This window comes from Shewanella sp., assembly GCF_041630135.1.
Taxonomy (GTDB): domain Bacteria; phylum Pseudomonadota; class Gammaproteobacteria; order Enterobacterales; family Shewanellaceae; genus Shewanella.
Window position 1 is genome coordinate 77,868 of record NZ_JBFKLW010000001.1, and the last position, 25,087, is coordinate 102,954.

18 protein-coding genes and 1 pseudogene are annotated in these 25,087 nt (G+C 49.2%); 15 read left to right on the plus strand and 4 right to left on the minus strand.

Translation table 11 applies throughout. From position 1 onward, the window contains the following. The first annotated feature begins 4 nt into the window (after positions 1 to 4). The 4 genes from ABYK60_RS00365 to ABYK60_RS00380 are packed head-to-tail and all read left to right on the plus strand — an operon-like array spanning position 5 to position 4,743. Complete coding sequence (locus ABYK60_RS00365) at positions 5 to 475, plus strand: PilX N-terminal domain-containing pilus assembly protein (protein WP_372869767.1); 471 nt, start codon at positions 5 to 7, stop codon at positions 473 to 475. Then, positions 472 to 4,044 (plus strand): pilus assembly protein, encoded by a 3,573-nt coding sequence (locus ABYK60_RS00370; RefSeq protein ID WP_372869769.1) that lies wholly within the window; start codon positions 472 to 474, stop codon positions 4,042 to 4,044. The genes ABYK60_RS00365 and ABYK60_RS00370 overlap by 4 nt, the downstream gene beginning before the upstream one ends. Positions 4,045 to 4,051: 7 nt before the next feature. Next, on the plus strand, positions 4,052 to 4,447 hold the full coding sequence (locus ABYK60_RS00375; RefSeq protein ID WP_372869771.1) for a type IV pilin protein: 396 nt from the start codon (positions 4,052 to 4,054) through the stop codon (positions 4,445 to 4,447). Then, the gene (locus ABYK60_RS00380) at positions 4,444 to 4,743 is read left to right on the plus strand and encodes a TapY2 family type IVa secretion system protein (protein WP_372869773.1); all 300 of its coding nucleotides are present in this window, start codon (positions 4,444 to 4,446) and stop codon (positions 4,741 to 4,743) included. Before ABYK60_RS00375 ends, ABYK60_RS00380 begins: the two co-directional genes overlap by 4 nt. 55 nt (positions 4,744 to 4,798) lie before the next feature. On the opposite strand, the gene ABYK60_RS00385 is transcribed toward ABYK60_RS00380, so the two are convergent. Further along, positions 4,799 to 5,290, minus strand: coding sequence for a GspH/FimT family pseudopilin (locus tag ABYK60_RS00385; RefSeq protein WP_372869775.1), 492 nt, complete (start codon positions 5,288 to 5,290; stop codon positions 4,799 to 4,801). A gap of 374 nt (positions 5,291 to 5,664) precedes the next feature. Then, positions 5,665 to 6,177 (minus strand): GspH/FimT family protein, encoded by a 513-nt coding sequence (locus ABYK60_RS00390; protein ID WP_372869777.1) that lies wholly within the window; start codon positions 6,175 to 6,177, stop codon positions 5,665 to 5,667. Between the two features lie 230 nt (positions 6,178 to 6,407). On the opposite strand from ABYK60_RS00390, the gene glnB reads away from it, so the two are divergent. Beyond that, positions 6,408 to 6,746, plus strand: a complete 339-nt coding sequence (gene glnB / locus ABYK60_RS00395; protein ID WP_372869779.1) for a nitrogen regulatory protein P-II — start codon at positions 6,408 to 6,410, stop codon at positions 6,744 to 6,746. Positions 6,747 to 6,871: 125 nt separating this feature from the next. Beyond that, the gene (locus tag ABYK60_RS00400) at positions 6,872 to 8,161 is read left to right on the plus strand and encodes an NAD(P)/FAD-dependent oxidoreductase (protein ID WP_372869894.1); all 1,290 of its coding nucleotides are present in this window, start codon (positions 6,872 to 6,874) and stop codon (positions 8,159 to 8,161) included. A gap of 79 nt (positions 8,162 to 8,240) precedes the next feature. Here the strand turns inward: ABYK60_RS00400 and ABYK60_RS00405 are convergent, their stop codons facing one another. Continuing rightward, positions 8,241 to 9,260, minus strand: a complete 1,020-nt coding sequence (locus tag ABYK60_RS00405) for a LacI family DNA-binding transcriptional regulator (RefSeq protein WP_372869781.1) — start codon at positions 9,258 to 9,260, stop codon at positions 8,241 to 8,243. A gap of 430 nt (positions 9,261 to 9,690) precedes the next feature. On the opposite strand from ABYK60_RS00405, the gene ABYK60_RS00410 reads away from it, so the two are divergent. Continuing rightward, complete coding sequence (locus ABYK60_RS00410) at positions 9,691 to 12,336, plus strand: TonB-dependent receptor (RefSeq protein ID WP_372869783.1); 2,646 nt, start codon at positions 9,691 to 9,693, stop codon at positions 12,334 to 12,336. Between the two features lie 61 nt (positions 12,337 to 12,397). After that, positions 12,398 to 13,927, plus strand: coding sequence for a tryptophan halogenase family protein (locus ABYK60_RS00415; protein WP_372869785.1), 1,530 nt, complete (start codon positions 12,398 to 12,400; stop codon positions 13,925 to 13,927). Between the two features lie 65 nt (positions 13,928 to 13,992). Here the strand turns inward: ABYK60_RS00415 and ABYK60_RS00420 are convergent, their stop codons facing one another. Further along, complete coding sequence (locus tag ABYK60_RS00420) at positions 13,993 to 14,685, minus strand: SapC family protein (protein WP_372869787.1); 693 nt, start codon at positions 14,683 to 14,685, stop codon at positions 13,993 to 13,995. Positions 14,686 to 15,995: 1,310 nt separating this feature from the next. On the opposite strand from ABYK60_RS00420, the pseudogene ABYK60_RS00425 reads away from it, so the two are divergent. The 7 genes and pseudogenes from ABYK60_RS00425 to nagP all read left to right on the plus strand — a co-directional run. Continuing rightward, a pseudogene (locus ABYK60_RS00425) lies at positions 15,996 to 16,226 on the plus strand (methyl-accepting chemotaxis protein); the annotation flags it as partial. Positions 16,227 to 16,255: 29 nt separating this feature from the next. Continuing rightward, positions 16,256 to 18,910 carry a family 20 glycosylhydrolase gene (locus ABYK60_RS00430; RefSeq protein WP_372869789.1) on the plus strand — a complete coding sequence of 885 codons (2,655 nt, stop codon included), beginning with the start codon at positions 16,256 to 16,258 and terminating at the stop codon, positions 18,908 to 18,910. Positions 18,911 to 19,139: 229 nt separating this feature from the next. Further along, positions 19,140 to 20,045, plus strand: coding sequence for an N-acetylglucosamine kinase (nagK, locus tag ABYK60_RS00435; protein ID WP_372869791.1), 906 nt, complete (start codon positions 19,140 to 19,142; stop codon positions 20,043 to 20,045). 45 nt (positions 20,046 to 20,090) lie between these two features. Beyond that, the gene (gene nagB-II, locus ABYK60_RS00440; protein WP_372869793.1) at positions 20,091 to 21,089 is read left to right on the plus strand and encodes a glucosamine-6-phosphate deaminase NagB-II; all 999 of its coding nucleotides are present in this window, start codon (positions 20,091 to 20,093) and stop codon (positions 21,087 to 21,089) included. Positions 21,090 to 21,107: 18 nt separating this feature from the next. Further along, complete coding sequence (gene nagA, locus ABYK60_RS00445) at positions 21,108 to 22,241, plus strand: N-acetylglucosamine-6-phosphate deacetylase (protein ID WP_372869795.1); 1,134 nt, start codon at positions 21,108 to 21,110, stop codon at positions 22,239 to 22,241. Between the two features lie 109 nt (positions 22,242 to 22,350). Further along, positions 22,351 to 23,487, plus strand: a complete 1,137-nt coding sequence (gene nagX / locus ABYK60_RS00450; RefSeq protein ID WP_372869797.1) for a transmembrane glucosamine N-acetyltransferase NagX — start codon at positions 22,351 to 22,353, stop codon at positions 23,485 to 23,487. Between the two features lie 234 nt (positions 23,488 to 23,721). Beyond that, entirely contained in the window at positions 23,722 to 25,026 is a 1,305-nt protein-coding gene (nagP, locus tag ABYK60_RS00455; protein WP_372869799.1) for an N-acetylglucosamine MFS transporter NagP, read from the plus strand. The last annotated feature ends 61 nt before the right edge of the window (positions 25,027 to 25,087 follow it).

Below are 25,087 nucleotides of genomic sequence, written 5' to 3' on the forward strand. Positions count from 1 at the left end.
GCGAATGAAGAAGCAAAAAGGGGTTGTGTTATTTTTTGCCTTGATCGTTTTAATCTTAATGACGGTTATTGGTGTTGCGTTGGCGGTAAATTCGACTCAGTCTTTACGAATGGCTGGCGCCGGAGCTGAACGAATCGAGGCAAAGGCCCTGGCCGATGGCGGCGTTGCGGCTGTGCTGCTGAATAAAACACAAGCGTTTTTGGCGACTATGACGGCCATTGATAATCAAAATTCTTTTTCCGGTGGAAAACAAACACTTACTCCACTGCCTTTGGTTGATGATGGCGCAGGAAATTTAATAGTTCAACCCAAAAATGTGTCTTGCCAACGAAGTGTTGCAGCGAGTGGTACGGATTTATTTAAATGTAGACGTATTGAAATCTCGAGCCAGGTTAATTTTGGTCGGGATAACTTAGGTCAGGTATTGGTCGTAACTGGTATCGAGCAGGAAGTGCTTAGCGGGAGCGGAACATGAAATTTAGACAAATTTTATTCTTAAGCCTGGTTACAGCAATGGCTGTACCAGTTAAGTCTTTCGCAGACGATACTGATCTCTATCTTAATCCGGCGGTCAATAATGTCCGTCCACAGGTACTGATTATTTTTGACAACTCCAAAAGTATGGATACCACCCTTGATGGTGTGCCTGGTGGGTACGATCCCGACATTCCATATGAAGCTGTGGGCAGTGCTAATTCATATCAGGGGCGCATGATTTATTTCACGGTCGGTACCGGTATGGATGAGTCAGGCCTTCCGGTTCCGGACAGCCCTTCCGAATCCAGACGATTTAATGATTTTGTAAATGGCTGTAAGGCTGCCAGGGACGCGCTGAATCAATATGGTCGGTTCACTGGCTATGTCAGGGAGTTTAAGACCAAAGGGAAGGGAAAGGGAACCTGGCAACCTCTTAAGGAAAATAGTGGTGCAGAAATAAATAGCCCGATAGATTGCTGGGAAGATATAGAATTAGGTTACAACAGTAATAATGATGATGGCAGTGCTTTTAAGACAGGTTATCCTTTGGGTTTTCCCAAGGATGGCAGTGTAAGTTCACCATGGGATAATTCAACCAATGCACAAACCAATGCTAAAAAATTGGGGTGGAACAATGGGGAATTAGTGTCGCTCTATACTGACAACTATTTGCGTTGGTATACATTGTATAAAAATAATCTATTGCCTATCCCTCCGGATGGCATGGGTTTTACTCGATTGGAAATAGCGAAAACAGCAATATCGGGTGTAATCAGTTCAATCCCTTCTGTTGATTTTGGTTTAGCTGTCTTTAATCTGAACTTTCCCAGTGAGGGGGATAGTGATGGCGGTCGTATTGTGGCTGGCATCCGCCCTCGGACATCATCGGAAAAAGATACTTTACTTAGCACTATAACCAATTTACCCGGTGAAACAAATACGCCGTTATGTGAAACCTTATTTGAGGCATACAAGTATTTTTCAGGCGGTGAAATAACGTTTGGCCATGCTGATGCCAATTACAATGACAAGGATTTGGGTATAAAGTATACGGCTAACAGGCCCGGATACGATATCAGCGTTGAAAATGGGGGGAGCTATATTACCCCTTTGTCAGAGTGTAACAAGGTAGCCCATATTATCTATATAACAGATGGTGCGCCTGTGCTTGATGATAGCGCTAATGACGCTATTAAGGAACTGGGTGGGCAGCCGTATGAATATAAAGCCGCTAGTGGTGATCAGTCCGCTAAAGTAAGTTATATGCCGGCATTGGCTGAATATATGTTTGCCAACGACTTATTACCGGATGTGGAAAATAAGCAGAGAGTTGTAACGCACACCATTGGATTCAGTCTTGGAGATGAATCTGATGCAGAGCCGTTATTGATAGAAACAGCCTCGCGCTCTTATTTGATGACATCCGAAGGTAAAAAAGTTTTTGGTACTTACAGCAGTGCCGATGATGTAGTGGGGCTGCAAGCTGCAATTAGTAATATTATTGATTCTATTCCACAGACGGGGCAGCGTTTTTCTGCGCCGGGGGTTGCGTTCAGTAACGCGGATCCTACCAGAACGCTGGACTCAGCTTACTATGCGCTTTTCCGTCCTGCTCAAAGCCCCAAGTGGGCAGGGAATTTGAAGAAACTGAAAGTTAATTCTTCGGGTACTTTGGTTGATTCAACCGGTAAATCAGCGATTGATAGTTCCGGTGGTATTGCTGAAAGTTCCTGTAGTTTATGGAGTACATGTACTGCAGGGAATGACGGAAACGATGTTGTTTTAGGCGGAGCAGCCCGTGCAATAGATCCGGATAGCCGCAAGATATTAAGTGATATTGGCAGTGCTGGAAAGCTTGCTGAATTGACTAAGACTAATGCTTCTAGCTTTGCAGGAAGTGATGATGCACTTGCGACATACCTTGGTTTGCCAAAAATAGACGTCACTGCTGAATTGACGGCAACATTTGATTGGATTAAAGGCAAGAACGTTGATAAGGATTCTGAAGGTGTTTTAACTTCTGAAGATTTTTCCGGGGTTCGGGGGGATATTATGGGAGACCCTCTCCACTCTCAACCCTTGGCAATTGACTATGGTGGTGATGGTTCAAATGTTCGTATTTTTGTAGGAACAAACCATGGCGCATTGCATGCATTCAGAGATTATGGTTCCGCAGTAGATGAGAGCTGGGCTTTTATGCCTTACCAGCTTCTTCCAAATTTGGCCATTATCCGCCGGGATAGTTATCTTGCTGGCCATAGTGCCTATGGTATGGATGGTTCTCCTGTTGCCTATATCGAGCGCAACTCATCTGGTTCTATCACTAAGGCATGGTTGTTTGTCGGAATGCGAAGGGGAGGGGATTCGTATTATGCAATCAATATTACAGACCCGGACTCGCCTTCTTTAATGTGGCAAATATCCAGTAGTGTTAGTGATTTTTCTGGTATGGGGCAGACTTGGTCCACGCCGGTAGTGACTAAAGTACCGGGTTCAGATAAGCCGGTAGTGATTTTTGGTGGGGGGTATAATCAAGGTTATGATTCTGGTGATGGCTCAAATTCTGTCGGCCGTTCTGTTTATCTCGTGGACGGTGAAACGGGTAGATTGATCCATAGTTTTGGCGCCGACGCGAATACCGTGCTTACCGGTATCGAGGACTCAATTGTCGGCTCAATTGCGACTCTGGATAGTAATAGTGATGGCTATACTGATCGTCTATATGCTGCTGACTTAGGTGGGAAGATCTGGCGGATGGACTTGCCCTCAGCGGATAAGACCACTTGGAGTGGATTTAAGTTTGCAGATTTGGGAGGCAATCTTGCATCTAATGATCGTCGCTTCTTCTATGAGCCTTCTGTTGCACAAACCTATTTTACTAATTCAACTAAGGTTACAGTTACCGATGGTTCCGGTACTTCAACGACTATTGCCTATCAGAATGTGCCTTATGATGCGGTGACATTGGGCTCAGGTAATAGGCCAGACCCCTTAAGTTTAGCAACCGAAGATATGTTTTTTGTGTTGCAGGATAGATATGTTATTTCGCAGCAGTTTGGTAATGGCGGTACCACGATTCCAGAACCGTTAACATTATCTAGTCTCTATGATGTGACTTCAGCATCACCTGCAACAGAAGCTGAGAATATTGCGTTTGGAACAAAGAGGGGCTGGTACTTCGATTTCTCGGTATCGGGTGAGAAAAGTCTTTCTCCTTCAGTCATTATTAAGGGAAAAGTCTATTTCACTTCATTTATACCAACTCAACCAGCCGCTGACCAAAACGTGTGCACAGTTTCCTCAGTCGGCCGCTTGTATACTTTGGATTTGCATAAAGGGGCTCGCTACAATGAGGAGTACGTTATCGATGTATGTGACAACTGTATTCCACAGCCTCCGAAGATTATCACCCCTCCAGTAGACCCAGATAATCCAGGATCGGAGTCTGAACCTGTACTTATCATTGGTAAGGGGAAGTGTGATGAGGATGGCGAAAACTGTACAGGTACAGTCGAATTGGAGTCTGGCCTAACGACTAATAAAATTTATTACCACATAAATGAGTGAAGTATTAATGAATAATAAATCGTTTGGTTTTACTTTAATTGAGCTAATGTTAACGGTGGCTATTGTTGCGATATTAGCGGCAATAGCATACCCATCTTATACCGATTATGTGACTAAAAGTGGGCGCTCTGAAGGTGCGGCTGCCGTAATGCGGGTAGCCAATTTGCAGGAGCAATACTATTTGGATAATCGTGCTTATGCGACTGACATGACTAAACTAGGATTAGCTGCTAATCCATTCGTTACTGAAAGCGGATATTATAGCGTGGCTTCAGCAGGCACGGGCTCATTTACAATTACTGCAACAGCAAAAGGCTCACAGGCAAGCAGAGATTCAACTTGTGGCACTATTACTCTCACATCAGCAGGGGTAAAGGGGCCTTCAGCGGAGTGTTGGAAATGAATAAGTTAATTACGCTGTTGCTAGCAGTAATGGTCGCCTCTATTCCAGTTGTGGCTTTGGCCAAGAAGCAGGATTATAAGTGTTTCGTTAATCTTATGCCTAAAGGTGATAAAGTTGTTTTTTATAGATGGGATGTCAATGAGGCTAACCGAATTTCTAGTAATTTAGCCGGAAAGCAGTTGCGCGATAGCGATGGGAATAGGGTTTATATTAAGAAAGTAGTAGAGTGCGTGCCGTTAAATAATGACTTTATGAGCAGTCGAGCTCAGGAAGTGGACAGTAAGACGTTAAGATAGCTGATTTGACATTTGCATTATAGCCCCGGTATCGGGGCTCTTTATTCTTCTTGTTTCAGCATGCATTATCATTACTACCGTAAGATACCAGTCCACTAGTGCTAACAGAAACGCTTTGAGAGCCACTGGCCTTAGCATTTGGGCAATAAATCAGTGTTCCTCCGGAAGAGAGACCTTCTGCAGTAAATGTCATTGAAATAGCAGAAAATTTTATTTTGTCCAGCCCGCCAAAGCCGTCTATTGCTCTCAACTCGTGATCTTTGTTGTCTGCATCAGTTATGTAGACTCGTATTCCATTACTCCAGTCGGTGGAAGTGCCACAACTTGTAGCTGTCGCAAAAGAGCATACATTGACGGTCGCACCATAACTTATGGCTTGATTACGGGCAAATGCGAACAGGTTATGAACTTTTTCTATATTATTGTCGACTCTTACCTGTTCATATACAGATGTTAACGAAGGCACGCCAATAGCCAATAGTATCGCTGCCACAGCTATGGTGATCATGAGTTCAACCAAGGTAAAGCCGTTGTTGATATTTCGCATCCATCGTTCCTCTCTGAGACTGCTATAAAGTATAAGCGAGAAGTAATTCGATTTCAGTAGATATGTGTATAGAAGCATATTTTCTGGCTATTATACGGGTGTTCGAGCCTCAAAAATCTCTGCTTCTTTGCCTGCAAAACTTGTCCCGGAGTTATCTGAATGATAGACCAAAGGGTAGTGTAAATCAGCGTGAAAATGATAGTTGTAGAGCTGGAGAGTTTTCGATAATCGCATCAGCTGTTTTTGGCTCGCTATGTTAATAAGCTCAATCTACTCAGCTTTTTCGTGAGCTGTAGCCAGCTTGCGAACACATGATACGCACCAGATACGATAGATAGAGCGGTTGCTTTCATATCGCACATATATCAAGTCAGTTAACGGGAGCAGCTGATTGATTTATCGAGTGAGAATCGGACTCTCCCAGCTTGATTAACGATAACAGCTTTTGAATGAGGACTGTCTGGAGACCCCGGGCAATACCTTAAGGTGCCATTGCTCCCGGAGGCCAGTCCATCAGGTTGAAATTGAACTGCTGCGCGATTGTAGTAAACAAAGTCGTTCGTATTGAAACTGCCTGTTTGAATCAGCAGTTTGTCACTGCCGTCAATTTGCTTGCTATTGCCTGAGTCGGTAAAGACGCTCAGGCCAAGATGCCAGTCACTGGTGCACTGACCTTCATTTAACGGGCACACAGTCACCTTCAAACCGTAAGAAATTGCGGCGTTTCTCGCCATTTGTAAGGTTTGATGGATGACTCTTATTGTGCTGTCTGCTCGATACGCTTGTGTTAAATCAATCAACTGAGGGGCTGCGATACTGAGGATAATAGCGGCAATCGCTATTGTGATTATTAACTCAATGAAGGTAAAACCTTGGCGTGTTTTCATAGCAAATCCTTGCCTTTTCAGTCTATGCATCCAGCAATGACCGGAACTTGTTCGTTCGATATTGACTGAGTATAGATGAATTGGTTCAGGTTTGTATGGATGTCATATATTGTTCTAACTGGAGAACATCAACGGATTTTTCTCTCGATAAAATCTTCGCAGTGGTAAGCTAGCCTTGGTATTCTTGAGCAAGTTGTCACGAGTGAGTAAACAATTTAGGGAGCAGGTGGATGAAAAAAGTCGAAGCCATAATCAAGCCTTTTAAGCTGGATGATGTACGTGAAGCACTGGCAGAAATTGGCATAACTGGCATGACTGTGTCTGAAGTGAAGGGGTTTGGACGCCAAAAAGGCCATACTGAGCTTTATCGTGGTGCTGAATATATGGTCGACTTTCTACCTAAGGTGAAAATTGAGTTGGTCATTCAGGATGAACTGTTGGACCAGGCTCTTGATGTCATAGTGGATACAGCCCGAACCGGTAAGATTGGTGATGGTAAGATTTTTGTCACCGACATCGAGCGGGTTATCAGGATCCGTACCGGCGAGGAAAATGAAGAAGCTGTATGAAGTAAGGGGCCTTCTGGCCCCGTCGCAGTCGAGTAAAGCGATTTCCCGAATACCTGCCCAGTGGTGGGAACCTTATCGTGGAAGAGGGCTGTGCTATAACAGTGACCGGTAAAAAGGGGATGTCAGTGGGCACAAAAAGGATAGTGATTGTTGGCGGCGGTGCTGGTGGCCTAGCATTGGCCTCCATGTTGGGGCGCAAGTTGGGGCGCAAAGGTAAAGCAGATGTTGTGCTTATCGATAAGAGCCCGATCCACATTTGGAAGCCGAAACTTCACGAAGTCGCTGTAGGCGTTATTGATCAATCCATAGAAGGCTTGTTGTACAGAGATCATGGGTTAAAGAACGGATATAGGTATCAACGTGGTGCACTGGAAGCTCTGGATCCTGATGCCAAAACAATACGATTGTCCGCATTTTATAACGACCATAATGAATTGCTGATGGAACCTCGGGTGATTGAATATGACTACCTGGTGTTGGCTCTCGGAGGCGTTTCTAACAGTTTTAATACCCGTGGCGCTGATGCGAATTGTATTTTTTTGGATAATCTGGAAAGTGCCAACCGTTTTCACCGTCGTCTGCTGGATGGCCTGATGTTGCTGAGTGAAACTCAAACCCGCCTTAGTATCGGAATCGTTGGAGGTGGTGCGACAGGGGTGGAGCTTGCAGCTGAGCTTCATCATGTCATTGAGTCGGTTAAAGAATTCGGATATCAGAATATCTCCAAGCAACATTTAGATATTCATCTTATTGAAGCTTCTCCTAAAATTTTACCTCAGTTGGCTGATAGGGTCAGTGGCAGGGCTCAAGCCGTTTTGGACAAAATAGGTGTTCACCTGCACCTGGGCGTCCAGGTTAAAGAGGTAACAAAAGAAGGCTTTATCACGCAGGATGGCAACCTGATAGCCGCCCAGATCAAGGTTTGGGCTGCTGGGGTAAAGGGGCCGGATGTGTTTTCAGATTTGAGTAAATTGCCAATCACCACCCGCAATCAAGTTGAGGTGGATGCATGTATGCGTGTAAAAGGACACAGAGATATTTATGCTCTCGGAGATTGTGCGCAACTTATCCTGGCGAATGGCAAGCCTGTACCACCAAGGGCACAGGCCGCTTCGCAGATGGCGGAAACATTATATCGAAATATCCTTAACAGACTTAAAGATAGGGCTGAAGTTCCTTTTGAATACCGCGATTACGGCTCTCTGGTGTCGTTAAGCCGCTTTTCTGCAGTCGGCAACCTGATGGGGAATCTTAGAAGTGGTGACTTCTTTATTGAAGGGCATATAGCGCGGTTTATGTACCTATCCCTCTACCATCGTCATTTGGCGAGTTTGTTTGGCTGGTTTTCAGCCATGGTTTATCGACTGGCACAGAAGTTACTTCGTTGGCAGCGGCCGAAATTAAAACTTCATTGAGCTTAGTTGCTGCAACATAACCGGGCGATGAGATTTACGCCCGGTCTTTACGAATCATTTTCTGATACGTTAGCTGGATTTATTGTCTGCGTTTGGCGCTGGAGTCGCGGATAACCGGCTCTGGCGTGAATACTTTCGCACACTCGGAAGATAACTCTTTTCTATTGGCAATCAGTAACTCTGTGGCAATGTGTGCGATTTTTTCGTTGGGTTGATGCACAGTTGTGAGCTTGGGCCAGGTTTGACGCGAAAAGGGGCTGTCTTCGAATCCCACGATAGATACATCGCCGGGGACATCAACGCCCATTAAACGTGCGGCGAATAAGGCTCCGGCTGCGATTTCATCGTTACAGGCCACAATGGCTGATGGCCTTGGCGTTGATGATAATAGGGCTTTCGCGCCTTCAACACCCGATTCAAACGAATACTCGCCGTCGACTACAAGTTGACGGTTAAACGGGATCCCGTTGTCAGCCAGAGCATCACAGAATCCGGCAAACCGTTCTTTGGTGGACTGGTGTTGTTCATCGCCGCTGATAAAGCCAATTTTGTCGTGGCCTAAATCTATCAGATGCTGGGTTATGGACACCGCACCGTGGCGGTCATTTACCAGTACCGTCAGGCCGCAACTGTCTTCTTTTGACTCATCACCCGCGATAATCCGTACATAGTGCGCCTCAATGCTATCGAGCGCGGCAAGAATTTTGGGATCTTCCGACAGCGGCGGTGTTAATACCAAGCCAGCCAAACGAGCGTGCTTAACCAGGGCTGTGAGTTCGTCGCAGATGGTGTGTGCCTTGGCATCGCAGGGGTGGATGAGCAGCTCATAGCCCTTGTTTCGGCATGCCGACAAAATCCCGTTCTGCATATCAATGATGTAATAGGCATTGGGGTTATCATATATAAAACCAATGACATAGGACTTTGTGCCAGCGAGGTTTCGTGCAGCAAGGTTCGGTTGATAATTGAGCGTTCTAATGGCCTCATTCACCTTGTCAATGGTGGATTGCTTTACCGACGGCTCGTTGTTAGTCACACGGGATACAGTTTTAATCGATACCCCTGCATATTTGGCTACATCATTGATAGTGACTTTCATGTAAAAGCTCAATTACTCAGTTGGTTATATGCAATTTCCCGAAGGCCTAATGATGGGCTTCACTGCAAAAATACAGGCCGGAAATCACATGGAGTTTGCTTGAAAATATTTCACGTATAGTGCTGATTTTTATCGGGGTTGGCAATTGCCTTTTCCCTTCTGTGGCATCTCAGCAACATCTCAGGCGTGTTAATGCTTCATGCTCAATTAAGATGATAAAGATAACATACTGTTGAAAAAAGGTGTTTTTGTAAGGGGTGTTTGTCAGACAGGTGTTGGAAACACTTTTTTTCACCTGCAAGTTATTTTGTTGTGGTAACGCTGTTAATTATTGTGTAATGTTTGCGCTAGACATGACAGCGTTGTCATTCCTGCGGGAATGGTTATGGATGTAAAAAACGATAAGAAAATAAACTGGAAGGGAAACGAGATGCGACCATCTACCTTTAAAAAAAGTGTCCTCGCTACCAATATCGCTATCCTCCTCGGTGGTGCGGTATCAGTAGGTGCAGTGGCTGCAGAAGCTGCCGATGAAACTGCCAACATTGAAAAAATTGAAGTACGCGGTATCCGCGCTTCCAACAAAGCCAACATCAATGAAAAGCGTTTTTCCAACGCGGTAGTTGATGCTGTAACTGCAGAAGATATCGGTAAGCTGCCAGACTCTGACGTAGGTCAGGCATTGGGTCGCGTTCCTGGTGTGACTGTCGGTCGTGCTTTCGGTCAGGGTAGTTCAGTCTCTATCCGCGGTACCGATCCTCTGATGACTCTTACCACGCTGAATGGTCAAAACGTTGCTTCTACTGGTTGGTACGATCAGATGAACATTGACCGTTCCTTCAACTACTCCATGCTGCCTGCGGAACTGATTGGTGGTATGGAAGTATACAAGACCACCCAGGCTAACCTTGTTGAAGGTGGTATCGGTGGTACAGTGATAGTGAAAACCCGTAAGCCACTGGATATGGAAGCCAATTCCATTTTTGGCTCTGTTAAGGGCGAATACGGTTCTATCAATGAAGAGTTGGCTCCTGAAGTTTCTGGTCTCTATAGCTGGAAGAACGAAGCCGAAACTTTCGGTATCCTGGTCTCCGGTGCTTACGTAGATCGTGAGTACCTGCGTGTTGGTACCGAAGCTGATCTTGACTGGGGCGGTCGCTCATCCATCCAGCCATCCAGTTTCCTGCAAAGCCAGGAGCGCACCGCATTGGATGCGACACTGCAATATCGTCCTACTGATAACCTGGAGTTCGGTGCTCACATCCTGTCTCTCAAACTGGGAGCGGACAGCATTGGTGCCAACATGTACATCAATACCGATACCAACTGGGGAGCTGGTGATTCGCACTGCCTGCAGTTTAATGATGCCGGCGTATGTACTTACAGCGATACTCCCGAAAGCGATCCATCAGATGTATTTTTCCAGAACTGGGCTCGTAAGGGTGAGATGACTTCTGACACCTTCGAACTGAACATGGAATACGAAGGTGATGACTATGCCATTGCAGCCGTAGCCGGTAAGACCAAGGCGGAAGGTGGTACTCAGATGAGTGCAAACTTCGGCTATGGCTGGTGGGGCGACAAGTTCAAAGATGTCAAATGGGCCGGTGTGGTTGATGCCACAGGTAAGCAAATTGATATCAATGGCCGTGACATGAGCTTTGGCATCGACAATCTGGACACCACAGTGGGTACTTCTCAGTGGACCGGTATCCAAGGGCCGAACACCGATGAAGAGTCTTATGTGCAAGTTGATCTGGACTTCGACCTGGATTTGGGTGTTATCAACAAGTTTGAAACCGGTATCCGCTATACAGAGCACACATTCGAGAAAAAAGAATATCGTGCCATTTATGGCAGCTTGCCAAATGTCTTCAACAGCACTGACCTGTACAGCGGCACCATGAAGCTGGGCTATGACGAATGGACCATTCCAAAAGCCAACCTGGACGCCATGATTGATGCCACTGTGTCTCTGGTTGATGAGTTTGCCTATAGCCGTCCGGCTTATGGCAAAATTGATGAAGAAAACCTGTCTCTGTACGGCATGTTTTCTTTCGAAGGGGAAGGCTTTCGCGGTAACTTCGGTTTGCGTTATATCCAAACCGACGTGACTTCAAGCGGCCATGTTATCGATAACTCACCTGCTGACAATCTGGGCATTAACGCTGGTTGGAGTGAAGAAGTTCACAGTGTAAGTGATAGCTATCATGACGTTCTGCCAAGCGTAAACGTGGCATTTGATCTGGCTGATGACCTTATCCTGCGTTTGGCCGCTGGTCAGGCTATTACCCGTCCAAACTATGACAACCTGTTCCTGTCAACGTCGACCGGTTATCCGGATGACCGTCAAGGTAACGAGCAGATCACTTACGGTAACCCCGGTCTGGAGCCAATGAAGTCGTCTCAGGCTGATGTCAGCATCGAGTACTACTATGGTGATGGCAATCTGTTTGCTGCTACTTACTTCATCAAGGATATCAGTAACTTCATCGTGGCAACCGCCCCGGAAACCAAGGCTATTGGTGTAATCAACAATGACCTTGACGTGCCGGCTGACAGTTGGATTGTAGATAGCTACATGAATGCTGGTGGTGGTTCTATCGATGGTATCGAACTTCAGTTGAACCATGCCTGGGATAACGGTTTCGGTATCAATGCCAACTACACCTTCACTGATGGTACGGCACCAGCCGAGGTGTACACCGATAGTATTGGTGTGTTTACTGAAGCGTCCAAGCACACCACCAACCTGGTGGGCTACTGGGAAAATGATGATTTCTCAGCCCGAGCTGCCTACAACTGGCGTAGCGAGTACATGGTGCGTGAATACGGTAAGTACTACGGTAACCGCATGCACGATGACTTCGGTACGCTGGATGTGACTCTGGGATGGAATGTTACAGAGAACATTGCCCTGCGACTGGAGCTCATTAACCTGACCGCTGAAGATGACGTTCAGTATGGCGCTGCCGGCGTGGGTACAGCAGTTAAGCCTGCTTTGCAGGATGGCTACCCAACCTGGTCGTTTAAAGGTGAGACCACCTATAAACTGGGTGCCAGCTTTAACTTCTAATCTGTAGGTGTGTTAAAAACCCAGTCTAGGCTGGGTTTTTTATTTTGAGCGGGATATAGAAATGAAAGTAAGGACGATTGCGATATTAGGTGGGGGAACCGCAGGTTGGTTAGCTGCCAATCATCTTGGCGCCGAGCTTGCGGGCGACGCCGATATTGAAATAACTCTGATTGAGTCGCCCGATATCGCCACTATCGGTGTTGGTGAAGGCACTGTTCCCTATATCATGAAGTCATTGAAACGCTTTGGTATATCAGAAGCGGATTTACTGGTTAAATGCGACACTACCTTTAAGCAGGGGATAAAGTTTGTCAATTGGATGGACCCAGGAGAGCATGGCGAAAACCACTACTACCACCCGTTTGATGCCCCTTACCCAAGTGGATATGAGGTTACCCCTTACTGGCTTACGCAAGTTGATTTACAGCCATTTGATGACGTCAGCATTCAGGGACGAATTTGTGAATTAGGCCTGGCGCCGAAAAAGAAGAGTTCCGGCGAATATGTCGGGGACTTATCCTATGCCTATCATTTCAATGCGCAAAAGTTTGCAAGCCTGTTGGCCGAAAACGCCAAATCCCGCTTCAACGTCAAGCATCAATACGCCACGGTGACAGGCGGATTGCTGGATGACAATGGCGCCATCAAAGCCCTGGTTACTGAGAATGGACAAGAGCTTGCGTTTGACTTTTATGTTGATTGCAGCGGATTTCATTCGGTACTGCTCGATAAAGTGCTCAAAGTGCCCTTTGTCGACAAAGGGCAGCAATTGCTGACAGACTCAGTGATGGTGCAACAGGTGCCATTGAAAGAGGGCGAAGCATTGGCCCCTTATACCACGGCTACCGCGCATAAGGCGGGGTGGATATGGGACATTCCACTTACCACCCGTCGTGGTACCGGATTTGTCTATTGCTCGAAATATATGAGCGACGATGAGGCTCACACGTTGTTTGCTCAATATCTTGGTGTGGATAAGACCAGCATTAGCCCCCGGAAAATTCCGATGCAGATAGGTTACCGCCAGGAATTTTGGGCCAAAAACTGTGCCACCCTTGGATTGGCGCAGGGCTTCGTTGAGCCACTGGAAGCGACTTCTATCCTGGTCACTGATTTTTCAGCGGAATTGCTTGCCAAGAACTTCCCCAGAGAGACTGACGACATGGATATCGTCAGGCCCTATTACAACAAGGTTCTGACCTACGCATGGGAACGGGTCATTGATTTCATTAAGTTGCATTACTGCTTGTCTGACAGGCAGGACAGCGGTTTTTGGGATGATAATCGTGATAGTGAGACCTGGTCAGATGAACTGAAAGAACGGTTGGCCAAGTTTGCTATCCGTCCGCCTCAGCAATCGGATTTCTTTACCCGCTTCGATTTATTTGATGACAAAAATTTCCTCTACGTCCTTTATGGGATGAAATTTAAGACCAAACCTAAAGCCATTACTCAGGCTGAAATTGAGCAGAGCCGGAAATTAATGGCGCTGAATAATAAAATGGTTGAAGCTGCACCGAGACATTTGCTCGCTCATAAAGACTGGCTGGACGGGTTGAAGGCGGTGCTGGCTCGTGAGGGAGAGCGGTGAGTTTATCTTCGATTACAATGAAGAGGCCGGGAATTTCCCGGCCTTTTGGTATTAGCGGTACGAGGTTAATTACTCATTACCAGATCGATTTGGTTCAGTGAAGCAAGATGGGCGTAAATAGCAGATAGTGCGCCTTTGTTGAATAGCTCCAGCTTGGCTTCATCACTCAGCTGATGCAGTTTTTGCTCATCAACCATGTAGATGCCGTCGTAGTTGGCTTTTGCACCGTCTTTACCGTTTACAGTAAGTGTTTTGGGATGCAGCAGGTCGTGGTCTGCCAGTGTTTTAACAAACTGCTTGGTCATTTCCCGGAAGTCGAACAGTTGACCGATAAACTTCACGCGATCTTTTAGGAATTCAGTTTGTTCGCCTTGCTCATCGAACAGCGCGACGCCTTCATCTTCGCTCAGCAATTCACTGTTTTGATTGATACCAATCATCAGCTTCTGATTAGCTTCATCCGGACCGGCGATAAACGGCGCCACGCGTAGCTGCATTGGCACATAACGTTGGGTCCACTTGCCATCCTTAATAAACTGATTGCTTTCAGGCTTCAGCGAGGTGATCGCCACTGGCTGGAACTCACCGCTTTCTGTGTTTTTGGCGAATATGATAGGGAAACTGGTAGCGGCAGGCATAAATTCCTGTACAACCAAAGGAAGCATGTGGTGCTTTTCAAACTCTTTAAGCTCAAGCGCCTGTTTAACCTTGATATTCTTGTGAACATTGTTGTTGAGAGGAACGTACTGCGCAGTCATTCTTATTATCCTTTATCTAATAGTCATGTATCCGGTTTAAAAACTCCATCTGGAGAGCCGCGAGCTTCATTAATGACAGCTGGATTCGGACACCGAAGACCCGATGTTATCAATGGTTGTGGAACATGTCACCACATGGTTAACCGTAAATCTGTGTATGGCTGCATCAATATAACGCAGTTGCCGGGGAATATTCATAAGGCGAAAAAGCAGTTTGGGTTTTCTGAATGGTTATACTCATGACAGCTTTACGGTGAAGCCAGGGTTGCGCAGGCATAATGTGGCCCGCTTTGGTTTGACTTCTTACGCTGTGGGCAAAAATTGGTCGTCGGAGGTCACAAGCGCTTAACGCTTAGGCTTAAAGTCAGCTTGGATTTGGGCAATCAATGACGTTGCTGCCACAGCCAGCAGTGCAGGTTGGGCATTTGCAAAGCTCTTTCCATGAACCGTTATACCAACGGCAGTAGCTTGACTGAGATTTCAGCTGCTAATGAGATGACTGTTACGTTTTGTATAGCCTGGCTAAGGTTGTATCGTAATTTCCTGAAAGTACCGCGATAACAAAGCATTCCCGGAATCGCAGAAAAAATGTCAAAAAATTGTAGAAATCCAGTGCTTCATTGTGTAATGTAATTGATGACAGCGTTGTCATTTGCTTGTGTGGCTTTGTTGTCTTGTAAGGTCTGCATGAAAGGGATGAGGTCTCCTTCTTCATGTGTTTATTGGCAAATACATAACTGTCGGGCGGCTATGTATTTGTATTTTTAAGTAAATAGTCTCTCCCCAGATACTATTGTTGGCTGGGTGCTGTACACGGCGCCCAGCTTTTTTTTAAATTGAGTCAATATGCCCGAGCCCCAGAACATAAAAAGAAGAATATTTCCATGGCAGAAGCCTGATTAGAGGGCCGCGCAGTGCAACTAATGTTTTGGTTTAACGAACTGTTTATTTTTGTTTTGTTTGCTGTTTTGTATTGCTGTGCCGGAATCAGAATATTGCTGATAACGAATACCAACACTGGGCGGTGCACCCTATGGTTTGAAAAGTTGGTACCCTCTGGCCATTACAGCGGCTTTTCACAACTGAACCGCAAACTACAGCATAAGCAAATTGCTGAGCCAGCTACTTTTAAAAATATGAGCTATTGCCATACTTTTTCAGCACCCAAGCAGGGATGTTTTTTTGCGCGCTGGGCTGAAGGCGATGGCACCCTCAGAGCCCAATACATGCATGTCGTCGACGTCATCCAAAAGAGAGTCTTGGCGCTCCCCGATATCACGCTCGCGCAGTCAGGGCAAATCAACATCATTCTTGCCAGCGTCACCCGCCTGGTTTCCAATATCAACCCAATGAATACCGAAGTGGCTCATGCTGCATCCGAGCAAACCAGCGTCACTGAAAATATTTCCAGAAGTTTGAACGATCTCGCCGGCATCTCAGGTTCGGCCTCAGCGGACAGCGCCTCGTTGGCGCAGTCCGGTGAGCGCCTGTTTCAACAGGGGGAAAGATTGCGGGCACTTGTAAACTTATTCAGGTTGTAGCCCTGAAAACAGGAAAAATGAGGACAACAATGAAATTCTCCTTAGCCGCATCTGCGATTTTTCTCGCCCTCGGTGTCAGTGGGTGCTCACAAGCCCCGGTCGAGCCCGCTGCTGTTGTCGCCGAGCCTTCGGTGCTTAGCCAGGCCAGTTTGCAGGCCTTTGCCGATGGGCTGGACGTGAAATACCGGGTTGTGACCAACAGACCCGATGAACAGTGCAAAAAAGACGCAGGTGAAGGCCGCTGCTTTCAGGCCGAGATTGTGCTGACGTCGCCCATCGACTTCGACGGCCGCGATTTTGAAATCTATTACAGCCAGATGCGCCCGGTGCAGTTAGTGCAAAGCACAGACTTTGTGATTGAGCATGTAAAAGGCGATTTGCATCGCATCAAGCCAACCGAGCGTTTTGGTGGATTCAAGGCTAACCAGAGTCAGACCCTGGCGTTTCGCGGCGAGCTGTGGCAGCTGTCTGAAACCGATGCCATGCCCAATTATTACATTACCGCGCCGGGGCTTAAGCCTGTGGTAATTGCCAGCACCAGGCTTGCGGTTGAAGCCGAAACTGGCCTTGAGCTGCGCCCTTACGTTGAAGCCTTTACTGATGCCGACAAGCAGTATCGTCGTACCGATAACGACAAACTGCCATGGGCAACGGCGCCTGTGCTGTTTGAAGCGAATCAGTCGCTTGTAGCAGACCCTGCCGCGGCGGCCCAGCGCATAGTGCCTGCGCCTTTGTCGCAAACCCTGGAAGCGGGCCTTGGCACGCTGGACTTGTCCGGCGGTATTGCCGTTGAACTGCCACAGGGCCTGGATAGAGGTGACATTGAAGCTGCGCTGGCGCGTCTTGGCCGCCTGGGTATTGAGGAGGACTCCTCAGGTGCCAGGATTAAGCTGGTAAGTGATGACTCACTTGGTGCAGAAGCCTATCAGCTGGTTATTCGCCCTGAGGGCGCCGAGATTAAAGCCGCCACCGATGCCGGCTTTGCCTATGGTCTGTCGTCACTGGCGGCGCTTGTGCAGCCAGGCAAGCCGGTTATCAGCGCGCAAACCATTACAGATGCGCCAAGATACGGCTTTCGCGGCATGCACGTGGATGTGTCCCGTAACTTCCACTCCAAGGCGTTTATGCTGAGCCTGCTTGACCAGATGGCGGCCTATAAGCTCAACAAGTTGCACCTGCACATGGGCGATGATGAAGGTTGGCGTCTTGAGATTGACGGCCTGCCGGAGCTGACCAGGATGGGCAGCAAACGTTGTCACGACCTCGCTGAAGACTCTTGTCTGTTGCCGCAGCTAGGCAGTGGCCCGGATGCCGATGTGAAGGTCAATGGTTTCTACAGCAAGGCTGACTATATTGAGATCCTTAAATACGCCTCAGCCAGACAAATTCAGGTGATCCCGTCGATGGACATGCCCGGCCACAGCCGCGCTGCCGTCAAGGCCATGGAGGCCAGATACCGCCGCCTGGCGCAAGTGGGCGATATCAAGGGCGCTGAAGAATATCGCCTTATCGATCCGGAGGATAAGACGGTTTATAGCTCTATTCAGTACTACGATGACAACACCCTCAACGTGTGTATCGAGTCGACGTACCACTTTGTTGACAAGGTGATTGATGAAATCGCCAAGCTCCACAAAGAAGCCGGACAGCCGCTGACCCGTTATCACATTGGCGCCGATGAAACCGCCGGTGCCTGGCTTGAGTCGCCCAAGTGTGAAGCTTTTATTGCCAATAACGACAAGGGCGTGACCGACAAGAGTGAGCTGGGTGCTTACTTTATCGAGCGGGTGGCCAACATGCTGCACGACAAGGGCATTGAGCCTGCTGGCTGGAGTGATGGCATGAGCCACACCCGCCCGGAAAAAATGCCAGCCATGAACCAGAGCAACATCTGGGATCTGGTCGCTCACAAAGGTCATCAGCGTGCCCACAAGCAGGCTAACCTCGGCTGGGAAGTCGTACTGTCTAACCCTGAGGTGCTGTATTTCGATTTCCCGTACGAGGCCGATCCGAAGGAGCATGGCTACTACTGGGCGAGCCGCGCCACCAACAGCCAAAAGGTTTTCGGCTTTATGCCGGGTAACCTGCCGGCCAATGCCGAGCAGTGGCTGGATATCGAGAACAACCCCTTCGACGCCGACGACACAAAGCAGCTGGATGAAGCGGGCAAGGTTATCAGCGAGCCTATGCAGCCTGGTAAGGCCTTCTATGGCGTGCAGGGCCAGCTGTGGAGCGAGACCATTCGCAGTGACGAGCAGGCCCAGTACATGATTTTCCCGCGCCTGCTGATGTTGGCGGAGCGTGCCTGGCACAAGCCGGGTTGGGAAGCGCCCTACAACCATGAAGGCGCGCGCTACAACCTGAGCAGTGGTACTTTCAGCGCCGAAGCCCGGGCGCTGCAGGCCGCCGATTGGCAGCAGATGGCTAACACCCTTGGCCATAAAGAGTTGGCCAAGCTGGATTTGGCCGGTGTGCACTACCGTGTACCCACAGTTGGTGCCCGGATTGAAGATGGCAAGTTGTCCGCCAATATCGCCTTCCCGGGTTTGGGTATCGAATATCGCGAGGCCGGTGGCAATTGGCAGTCTTATCAGGGGCCGGTTGCGGTAACCAGGTTGCCGGTTGAAGTGCGCGGTGTGGCGGCAGATGGTACCCGTAAGGGCCGTACCCTCGAAGTGAAGTAACCATGCTGTAACAACAGAGGTCTGATTTTTCCCTGTGAAAATCAGACCTCTTTTTAATGTCAGTTTGACGGTTTACGCGGGCTTCCCGCGGGGTGAACACAGAATTCTTTCCCTGTTCAAAAAACAAATGACAACGCTGTCATTTTTGCTGTAACATGGGATTAACTTGAAAATGCATAGGCTGTGGGCAACGGAACCACGCCAAATTCAAATGTGCAAAGAGGAACTCATGGCTTTTGAGCAAACCCTGGAAGGGCAGTTGTATCTGGGTGTAGATGGCGGTGGCAGCAAATGCCGCTCTACCCTGTATAACCACAAACTCGAGGTGCTGGGCACAGGTGTTGCCGGGCGAGCCAACCCTTTGTTTGGTCTGGAGCAGACCTTTGAGTCGATTTTGGCATCTACCGAATTGGCGCTTAAAGATGCGGGCCTGAGCCTCAGTGATGCAGGTTCGCTGGTGGCTGGGCTTGGGCTTGCCGGTGTGAACGTACCAAGACTGCTTGCCGATGTGCAGGGCTGGCAACATCCCTTCAAGGGCATGTATGTCACCTCTGACTTGCATACTGCCTGTATTGGTGCCCACCAGGGCGCCGATGGCGCTGTGATTATTACCGGCACCGGTTCATGCGGCTATGTGCATTTGGGGAATGACAGTCTGAGCCTGGGTGGCCATGGTTTTGCCCTTGGTGACAAAGGCAGTGGCGCCTGGTTAGGGCTACGCGCCGCCGAGCATGTTCTGCTTCACCTCGATGGGTTTGCTAAACCCAGTGCGCTGACCGGACGTCTGTTTGCCAACCTGGGCGTAAACGATGCTCTGGGCATTGTTGAGAACCTGGCTGGCCGCTCATCGAGTTGTTACGCCAAACTTGCCCGCGAAGTGCTGGCCGCCGCTGATGAAGGCGATGATGTGGCCAAGGCCATCATTAAAGAAGGCGCGGACTATATCAGCGAAATGGCCCGCAAGCTGTTTGCCCTGAACCCGAGCCGCTTCTCCATGATTGGTGGTTTGGCCGAGCCACTGGCCAAATGGCTGGATAAGGATGTAACCGCGCGGCTTGAACCTGCATTGGCTGCCCCGGAAATGGGGGCGGTGCTTTTTGCTATTCAACAACATACAAAACAGCCAGCTGCCTGAGGCAGTTGACTCTACCCACTATATTCCAGACTTAAGGTGACACAGATGACCAATACCATCATGGAGCAGGAAGCCCGCACGGCCCCCGCTAAAATAGCGGCCCAGTTGGCTGCCAACGCTCAGATCGCTGCCGAGCTCGGCGCCAAGCTGCGGGAACTGAACCCCCGCTTCGTGATGATTGTGGGCCGTGGCAGTTCCGACCATGCAGGGGTGTTCGGTAAGTATTTGTTTGAAATTGAAACTGGTGTACCCACATTTGCTGCAGCGCCTTCTGTTGCCAGCGTGTACGGCAAGTCGCTGAAACTTGAGGGCGCGCTGGTCATTGTGATCTCCCAGTCGGGTCGTAGCCCTGATATCCTTGCCCAGGCCCGTATGGCGAAAAATGCCGGTGCCTTCTGTGTGGCCCTGGTAAACGATGAAACAGCCCCAATCAAAGATATTGTTGATGTAGTTTTACCGCTGCGTGCCGATGAAGAAAAAGCCGTTGCTGCCACCAAGAGCTACCTGTGTACCCTGTCTGCACTGATCCAACTGGCGGCTGCCTGGACCCAGAGCGAGTCACTGGTCAAGGCCGTTGAGACCATGCCTGCTGCGCTGGAATCCGCGGTAAACGCTGAGCCACAGTTGACTGCCGAAGGTATTGGCGCCGTGCGTAACCTGGTGGTACTGGGGCGCGGCCTTGGTTATGCAGTTTCCAAAGAGATAGCCCTTAAACTTAAAGAAGTGTGCTCTATCCATGCTGAAGCCTTTTCCAGCGCCGAGTTCCTCCACGGTCCTGTGACTCTGGTTGAAAAGAAGCTGACCATCGTGGATGTGTGCGTGGGTGATGAATCTTATGCCAGCCACATAGAACAGATTGAGAACGTCAGTAACCGCGGTGCCGATTTGGTCCACCTGAACCAAACCTCCACCGACATCCACCCACGGGTGGCGCCACTTGCGCTGCTGCAACGCTTCTACATTGATGTGGCCGCCGTTGCGGTTGCCCGTGGTATCGACCCTGACGCACCCGCGGGCCTGAAAAAAGTTACCCAGACCCTGTAAATGATTGCCGGAGCGTGCATGAAAACGACCCTTATCGCCGAGCGCCTGTTTGATGGCGAGCAGTTTCACTTTAACGTGCCTGTGACCGTCGAGGATGGCCATGTGCAGGCTTTCGATACGGCAGCGGGCGCGGCTGAGGTGAAATTGCAGGGCACCCTGGTACCTGGTTTTATCGATGTTCAGGTTAATGGTGGTGGTGGTGTGCTCTTTAATGACACGCCAACGGTCGCTGCTATCGAGGCCATTGGTGCCGCACATGCCCGCTTTGGTACCACCGGTTTCTTGCCAACACTCATCACCGATGGGGTAGAGACCATGGCCCGTGCCGCCGATGCGGCAGCAGCGGCTATCGCCAAAGGCTCCACCGGCGTGCTTGGAGTTCACTTTGAAGGGCCTCATCTGTCTGTGCCAAAAAAAGGCGTGCACCCAGAGTCGCATATTCGCCGTATCGGCGATCGTGAGCTGAAAATTTTTGCCCGTCAGGATTTGGGGCTGAAGGTGGTCACTTTGGCACCTGAGAATGTGTCTCCCGAGGTGATCCGTGCGCTGGTCGAAGCCGGAGTGAAGGTCTGTTTGGGCCACTCCAATGCTGATTACGCCACCACTGTTGCAGCACTCGAAGCTGGTGCCAGCGGTTTTACCCACCTTTATAACGCCATGTCGGCACTCACTTCCCGTGAGCCTGGCGTGGTTGGCGCCGCTATCGACAGCGATGATGCCTGGTGTGGTTTGATTGTTGATGGTCACCACGTGCATTCAGCGGCGGCCCGTATTGCCATCAAAGCCAAGCCCCGAGGTAAGGTGATGTTGGTGACCGATGCCATGCCGCCCGTTGGCATGGATGAGAATGCCAGCTTTGAGCTGTTTGGTATCCAGGTGGTGCGTCAGGGCGACAAGCTCAATGCCCTGACCGGAGAGCTGGCCGGTTGTGTGCTGGACATGGCCGGTGCGGTGCAAAATTCCGTCGACATGCTGGGGCTGCCGCAGGCGGAAGCCATTCGCATGGCGTCACTCTATCCCGCCGCCTTCCTTGGGATCGACAACAGGGTGGGGACCCTGGCTGTCGGTAAGCAAGCCGATTTGGTGCTGCTCGATGATAACGGCCGTTGCCGTGGCACCTGGATTGGCGGCAAGCAGGTGTTTGGTCTGTGAACCACACTTGATGACTGTTGGCCCTGGCGGAGTAAGCTCTTCCGGGGCCTGTTTTTATCTGTGAGAAGCTGAAAAATAGAAAAGCATAACAAAAACAAAGGATAAAAAGATGCAAGCAACTCAGAGCAAGGCTGAAAAGCCGAGGTTAACGTCTCTCGATGCCTTGAGGGGCTTCGATATGTTCTGGATCCTCGGTGGAGAGAAGCTGTTTATTGCACTCTTCGCTCTTACTGGTTGGTCATTTTGGCAGCTTGCCGATGCCGAAATGCACCACAGTCAGTGGCATGGTTTTACCTTCTACGATTTGATTTTTCCACTGTTTATTTTCCTCTCCGGTGTAGCGCTGGGGCTGTCGCCCAAACGCCTCGACAAGCTGCCGCCTGCCGAGCGTAACCCCATTTATCGCCATGCGTTTAAGCGCCTGTTTCTGCTGCTGGCCCTGGGGGTGCTGTATAACCATGGCTGGGGCGCTGGTATTCCGGCTCATCCAGATGAGGTGCGCTACGCCAGTGTGCTTGGCCGAATAGCCTTTGCCTGGTTCTTTGCCGCGCTTTTGGTGTGGCACACCAGTCTTCGCACTCAGATAGTGGCGGCCGTGGTGATTTTACTTGGGTACGCAGCTATTCAGCTTTGGCTGCCGGTTCCCGGTGGTCAGGCTGGTGTGCTGACGCCCGCTGGTTCCATCAACGCCTGGATCGATACCCATTTTCTCCCCGGGATGACCTATCAAAACCGTCCAAGCGATCCTGAAGGCATTCTTTCTACTCTGCCGGCGATAGTGAATGCGCTGATGGGCGTGTTTGTTGGCCGCTTTATTGTGAAGCCACACCCCGGGGGGGACTGGGCCAAGGCAGGTATTGTGGCCGGGGCTGGGGTATTGGCACTGGTGCACGGTTGGGGACTTAATCCGCTATTGCCGGTGAACAAAGATTTGTGGACCTCAAGCTTTGTACTGGTGACCACCGGCTGGAGCTTGTTGTTCTTCGCTCTCTTTTATGTGGTGGTGGATTTGCTCGGTGCAAAACGACTGGCATTCCCCTTCGTGGTGATTGGGGTGAACTCCATCATTATTTATCTGGCGTCCAGCCTGATGAACTGGGATTACCTCAGTAAGAGCCTCTTTGGAGGACTTATCAATGTGTTACCTCTGCCTGCCCAGGCGTTGGCGGCAGCCATCGGCTTTTTGCTGGTGCAGTGGGCGCTGCTTTACTGGATGTACCGTAAAGGGATATTCATCCGGATTTAAGTCAGCAGTGCTATCTTGTTGGATAGCTTCAAGCACCTCGGGTGATTTTGCTAATTGTGTTTAAATAAAATGACAGCGTTGTCTTTTTAAGTGTTGTGTTTTAACATCAGTTAAACATTGAAGGAAGAATCGGTTTTCGTTGCTTCTCACCCTGCGGAGCGGGATAAACCTTCTGGTGAGCCGATGCCAATCAACCTGGCATCAAAACATTAATTACTATAAGAAAACAGGCTTATGGAAATGACTCTGAAAAGTGAAACTAAAGGTAGCAGCGTTATCCCTATGGCGATTGTCGCGGGGCTCTTTTTCATTCTCGGGTTTGCAACCTGGTTAAATGGCTCTTTGATGCCGTACCTCAAGCAGATCCTGCAACTTACCCCGTTCCAGGCATCGCTCATCCTGTTTTCCTTCTATATCGCTGTCACCTTTACCGCACTGCCTTCGGCGTGGGTGATCCGTAAAGTGGGTTATAAGACCGGCATGGCGATGGGAATGGGGATTATGATGATCGCCGGGCTGTTGTTTATCCCTGCCGCCAAAACCCAAATATTTGGCTTGTTTTTGTTTGCACAGTTGGTAATGGGCGCTGGCCAAACCTTACTGCAAACGGCTGTAAACCCTTACGTGGTGCGTATCGGCCCTGAAGAGTCTGCTGCAGCCCGCGTCAGTGTGATGGGTATTTTGAATAAAGGCGCTGGCGTTATCGCACCTTTGGTGTTCACCGCGCTGATCCTGGACTCGTTTAAAGACCGCGTGGGTACCGAGCTTAGCGCTGGCCAAATCGATGAAATGGCGAATGGCCTGGTGTTCCCGTATTTGGGTATGGCCTTGTTTATCGGTTTCCTTGCCATTTTGGTCAAGAAATCTCCGTTGCCAGAGCTCGAGAGTGAAGAGCAGGATGAGCAGCACAACAAAGGTCAGATCCGCGAAGCCTTGTCTCACCCGAATCTGGCGTTGGGTGTGGTTGCGTTATTCTTCTACGTCGCAGTGGAAGTTATTGCCGGTGATACCATTGGTACTTTCGCGCTCTCCCTCGGAGTTGAAAATTACGGCGTGATGACCTCTTACACCATGGTCTGTATGGTGCTGGGTTACACTCTGGGTATCCTTACTATCCCACGTTTTATTTCTCAGCCGACTGCACTGATGATCTCTGCGGTGCTCGGGATTCTGCTGACGCTTGGGATCCTGTTTGGTGATAACAACTCTTATGCGATTGCCAATGTGGTATTGGTGCCTTTTGGTGGTGCCATGCTGCCAGACACCCTGATCCTGATTGCATTCCTCGGTTTGGCGAACGCCATTGTATGGCCTGCGGTGTGGCCTCTGGCGCTCTCCGGGATGGGTAAGCTCACCAGCACAGGCTCTGCGCTGCTGGTGATGGGTATTGCCGGTGGTGCCTTTGGTCCACTGTTCTGGGGCCTGACCAGCCAGGCATCATCACTTGGCCAGCAAGGTGGCTACATGGTAATGCTGCCATGCTATCTGTTTATCCTGTTCTATGCAGTGAAAGGCTATAAAATGCGTAGCTGGAAGTAACTGTCTGATGTGATAAAGCGCGGTTAGAAATGGGAGGCTTAAGCCTCCTTTTTTGTTCAAA

What these genes read in the sequence shown, in the direction of transcription:
- ABYK60_RS00430 (WP_372869789.1), top strand. Translation starts at nt 16,256, where the DNA reads ATGAAATTCTCCTTAGCCGCATCTGCGATTTTTCTCGCCCTCGGTGTC.
- glnB (WP_372869779.1), top strand. Translation starts at nt 6,408, where the DNA reads ATGAAAAAAGTCGAAGCCATAATCAAGCCTTTTAAGCTGGATGATGTA.
- nagA (WP_372869795.1), top strand. Translation starts at nt 21,108, where the DNA reads ATGAAAACGACCCTTATCGCCGAGCGCCTGTTTGATGGCGAGCAGTTT.
- ABYK60_RS00405 (WP_372869781.1), bottom strand. Translation starts at nt 9,260, where the DNA reads ATGAAAGTCACTATCAATGATGTAGCCAAATATGCAGGGGTATCGATT.
- ABYK60_RS00420 (WP_372869787.1), bottom strand. Translation starts at nt 14,685, where the DNA reads ATGACTGCGCAGTACGTTCCTCTCAACAACAATGTTCACAAGAATATC.
- ABYK60_RS00370 (WP_372869769.1), top strand. Translation starts at nt 472, where the DNA reads ATGAAATTTAGACAAATTTTATTCTTAAGCCTGGTTACAGCAATGGCT.
- ABYK60_RS00390 (WP_372869777.1), bottom strand. Translation starts at nt 6,177, where the DNA reads ATGAAAACACGCCAAGGTTTTACCTTCATTGAGTTAATAATCACAATA.
- ABYK60_RS00385 (WP_372869775.1), bottom strand. Translation starts at nt 5,290, where the DNA reads ATGCGAAATATCAACAACGGCTTTACCTTGGTTGAACTCATGATCACC.
- ABYK60_RS00380 (WP_372869773.1), top strand. Translation starts at nt 4,444, where the DNA reads ATGAATAAGTTAATTACGCTGTTGCTAGCAGTAATGGTCGCCTCTATT.
- ABYK60_RS00375 (WP_372869771.1), top strand. Translation starts at nt 4,052, where the DNA reads ATGAATAATAAATCGTTTGGTTTTACTTTAATTGAGCTAATGTTAACG.
- nagK (WP_372869791.1), top strand. Translation starts at nt 19,140, where the DNA reads ATGGCTTTTGAGCAAACCCTGGAAGGGCAGTTGTATCTGGGTGTAGAT.
- nagX (WP_372869797.1), top strand. Translation starts at nt 22,351, where the DNA reads ATGCAAGCAACTCAGAGCAAGGCTGAAAAGCCGAGGTTAACGTCTCTC.
- ABYK60_RS00365 (WP_372869767.1), top strand. Translation starts at nt 5, where the DNA reads ATGAAGAAGCAAAAAGGGGTTGTGTTATTTTTTGCCTTGATCGTTTTA.
- nagB-II (WP_372869793.1), top strand. Translation starts at nt 20,091, where the DNA reads ATGACCAATACCATCATGGAGCAGGAAGCCCGCACGGCCCCCGCTAAA.
- ABYK60_RS00415 (WP_372869785.1), top strand. Translation starts at nt 12,398, where the DNA reads ATGAAAGTAAGGACGATTGCGATATTAGGTGGGGGAACCGCAGGTTGG.
- ABYK60_RS00410 (WP_372869783.1), top strand. Translation starts at nt 9,691, where the DNA reads ATGCGACCATCTACCTTTAAAAAAAGTGTCCTCGCTACCAATATCGCT.
- nagP (WP_372869799.1), top strand. Translation starts at nt 23,722, where the DNA reads ATGGAAATGACTCTGAAAAGTGAAACTAAAGGTAGCAGCGTTATCCCT.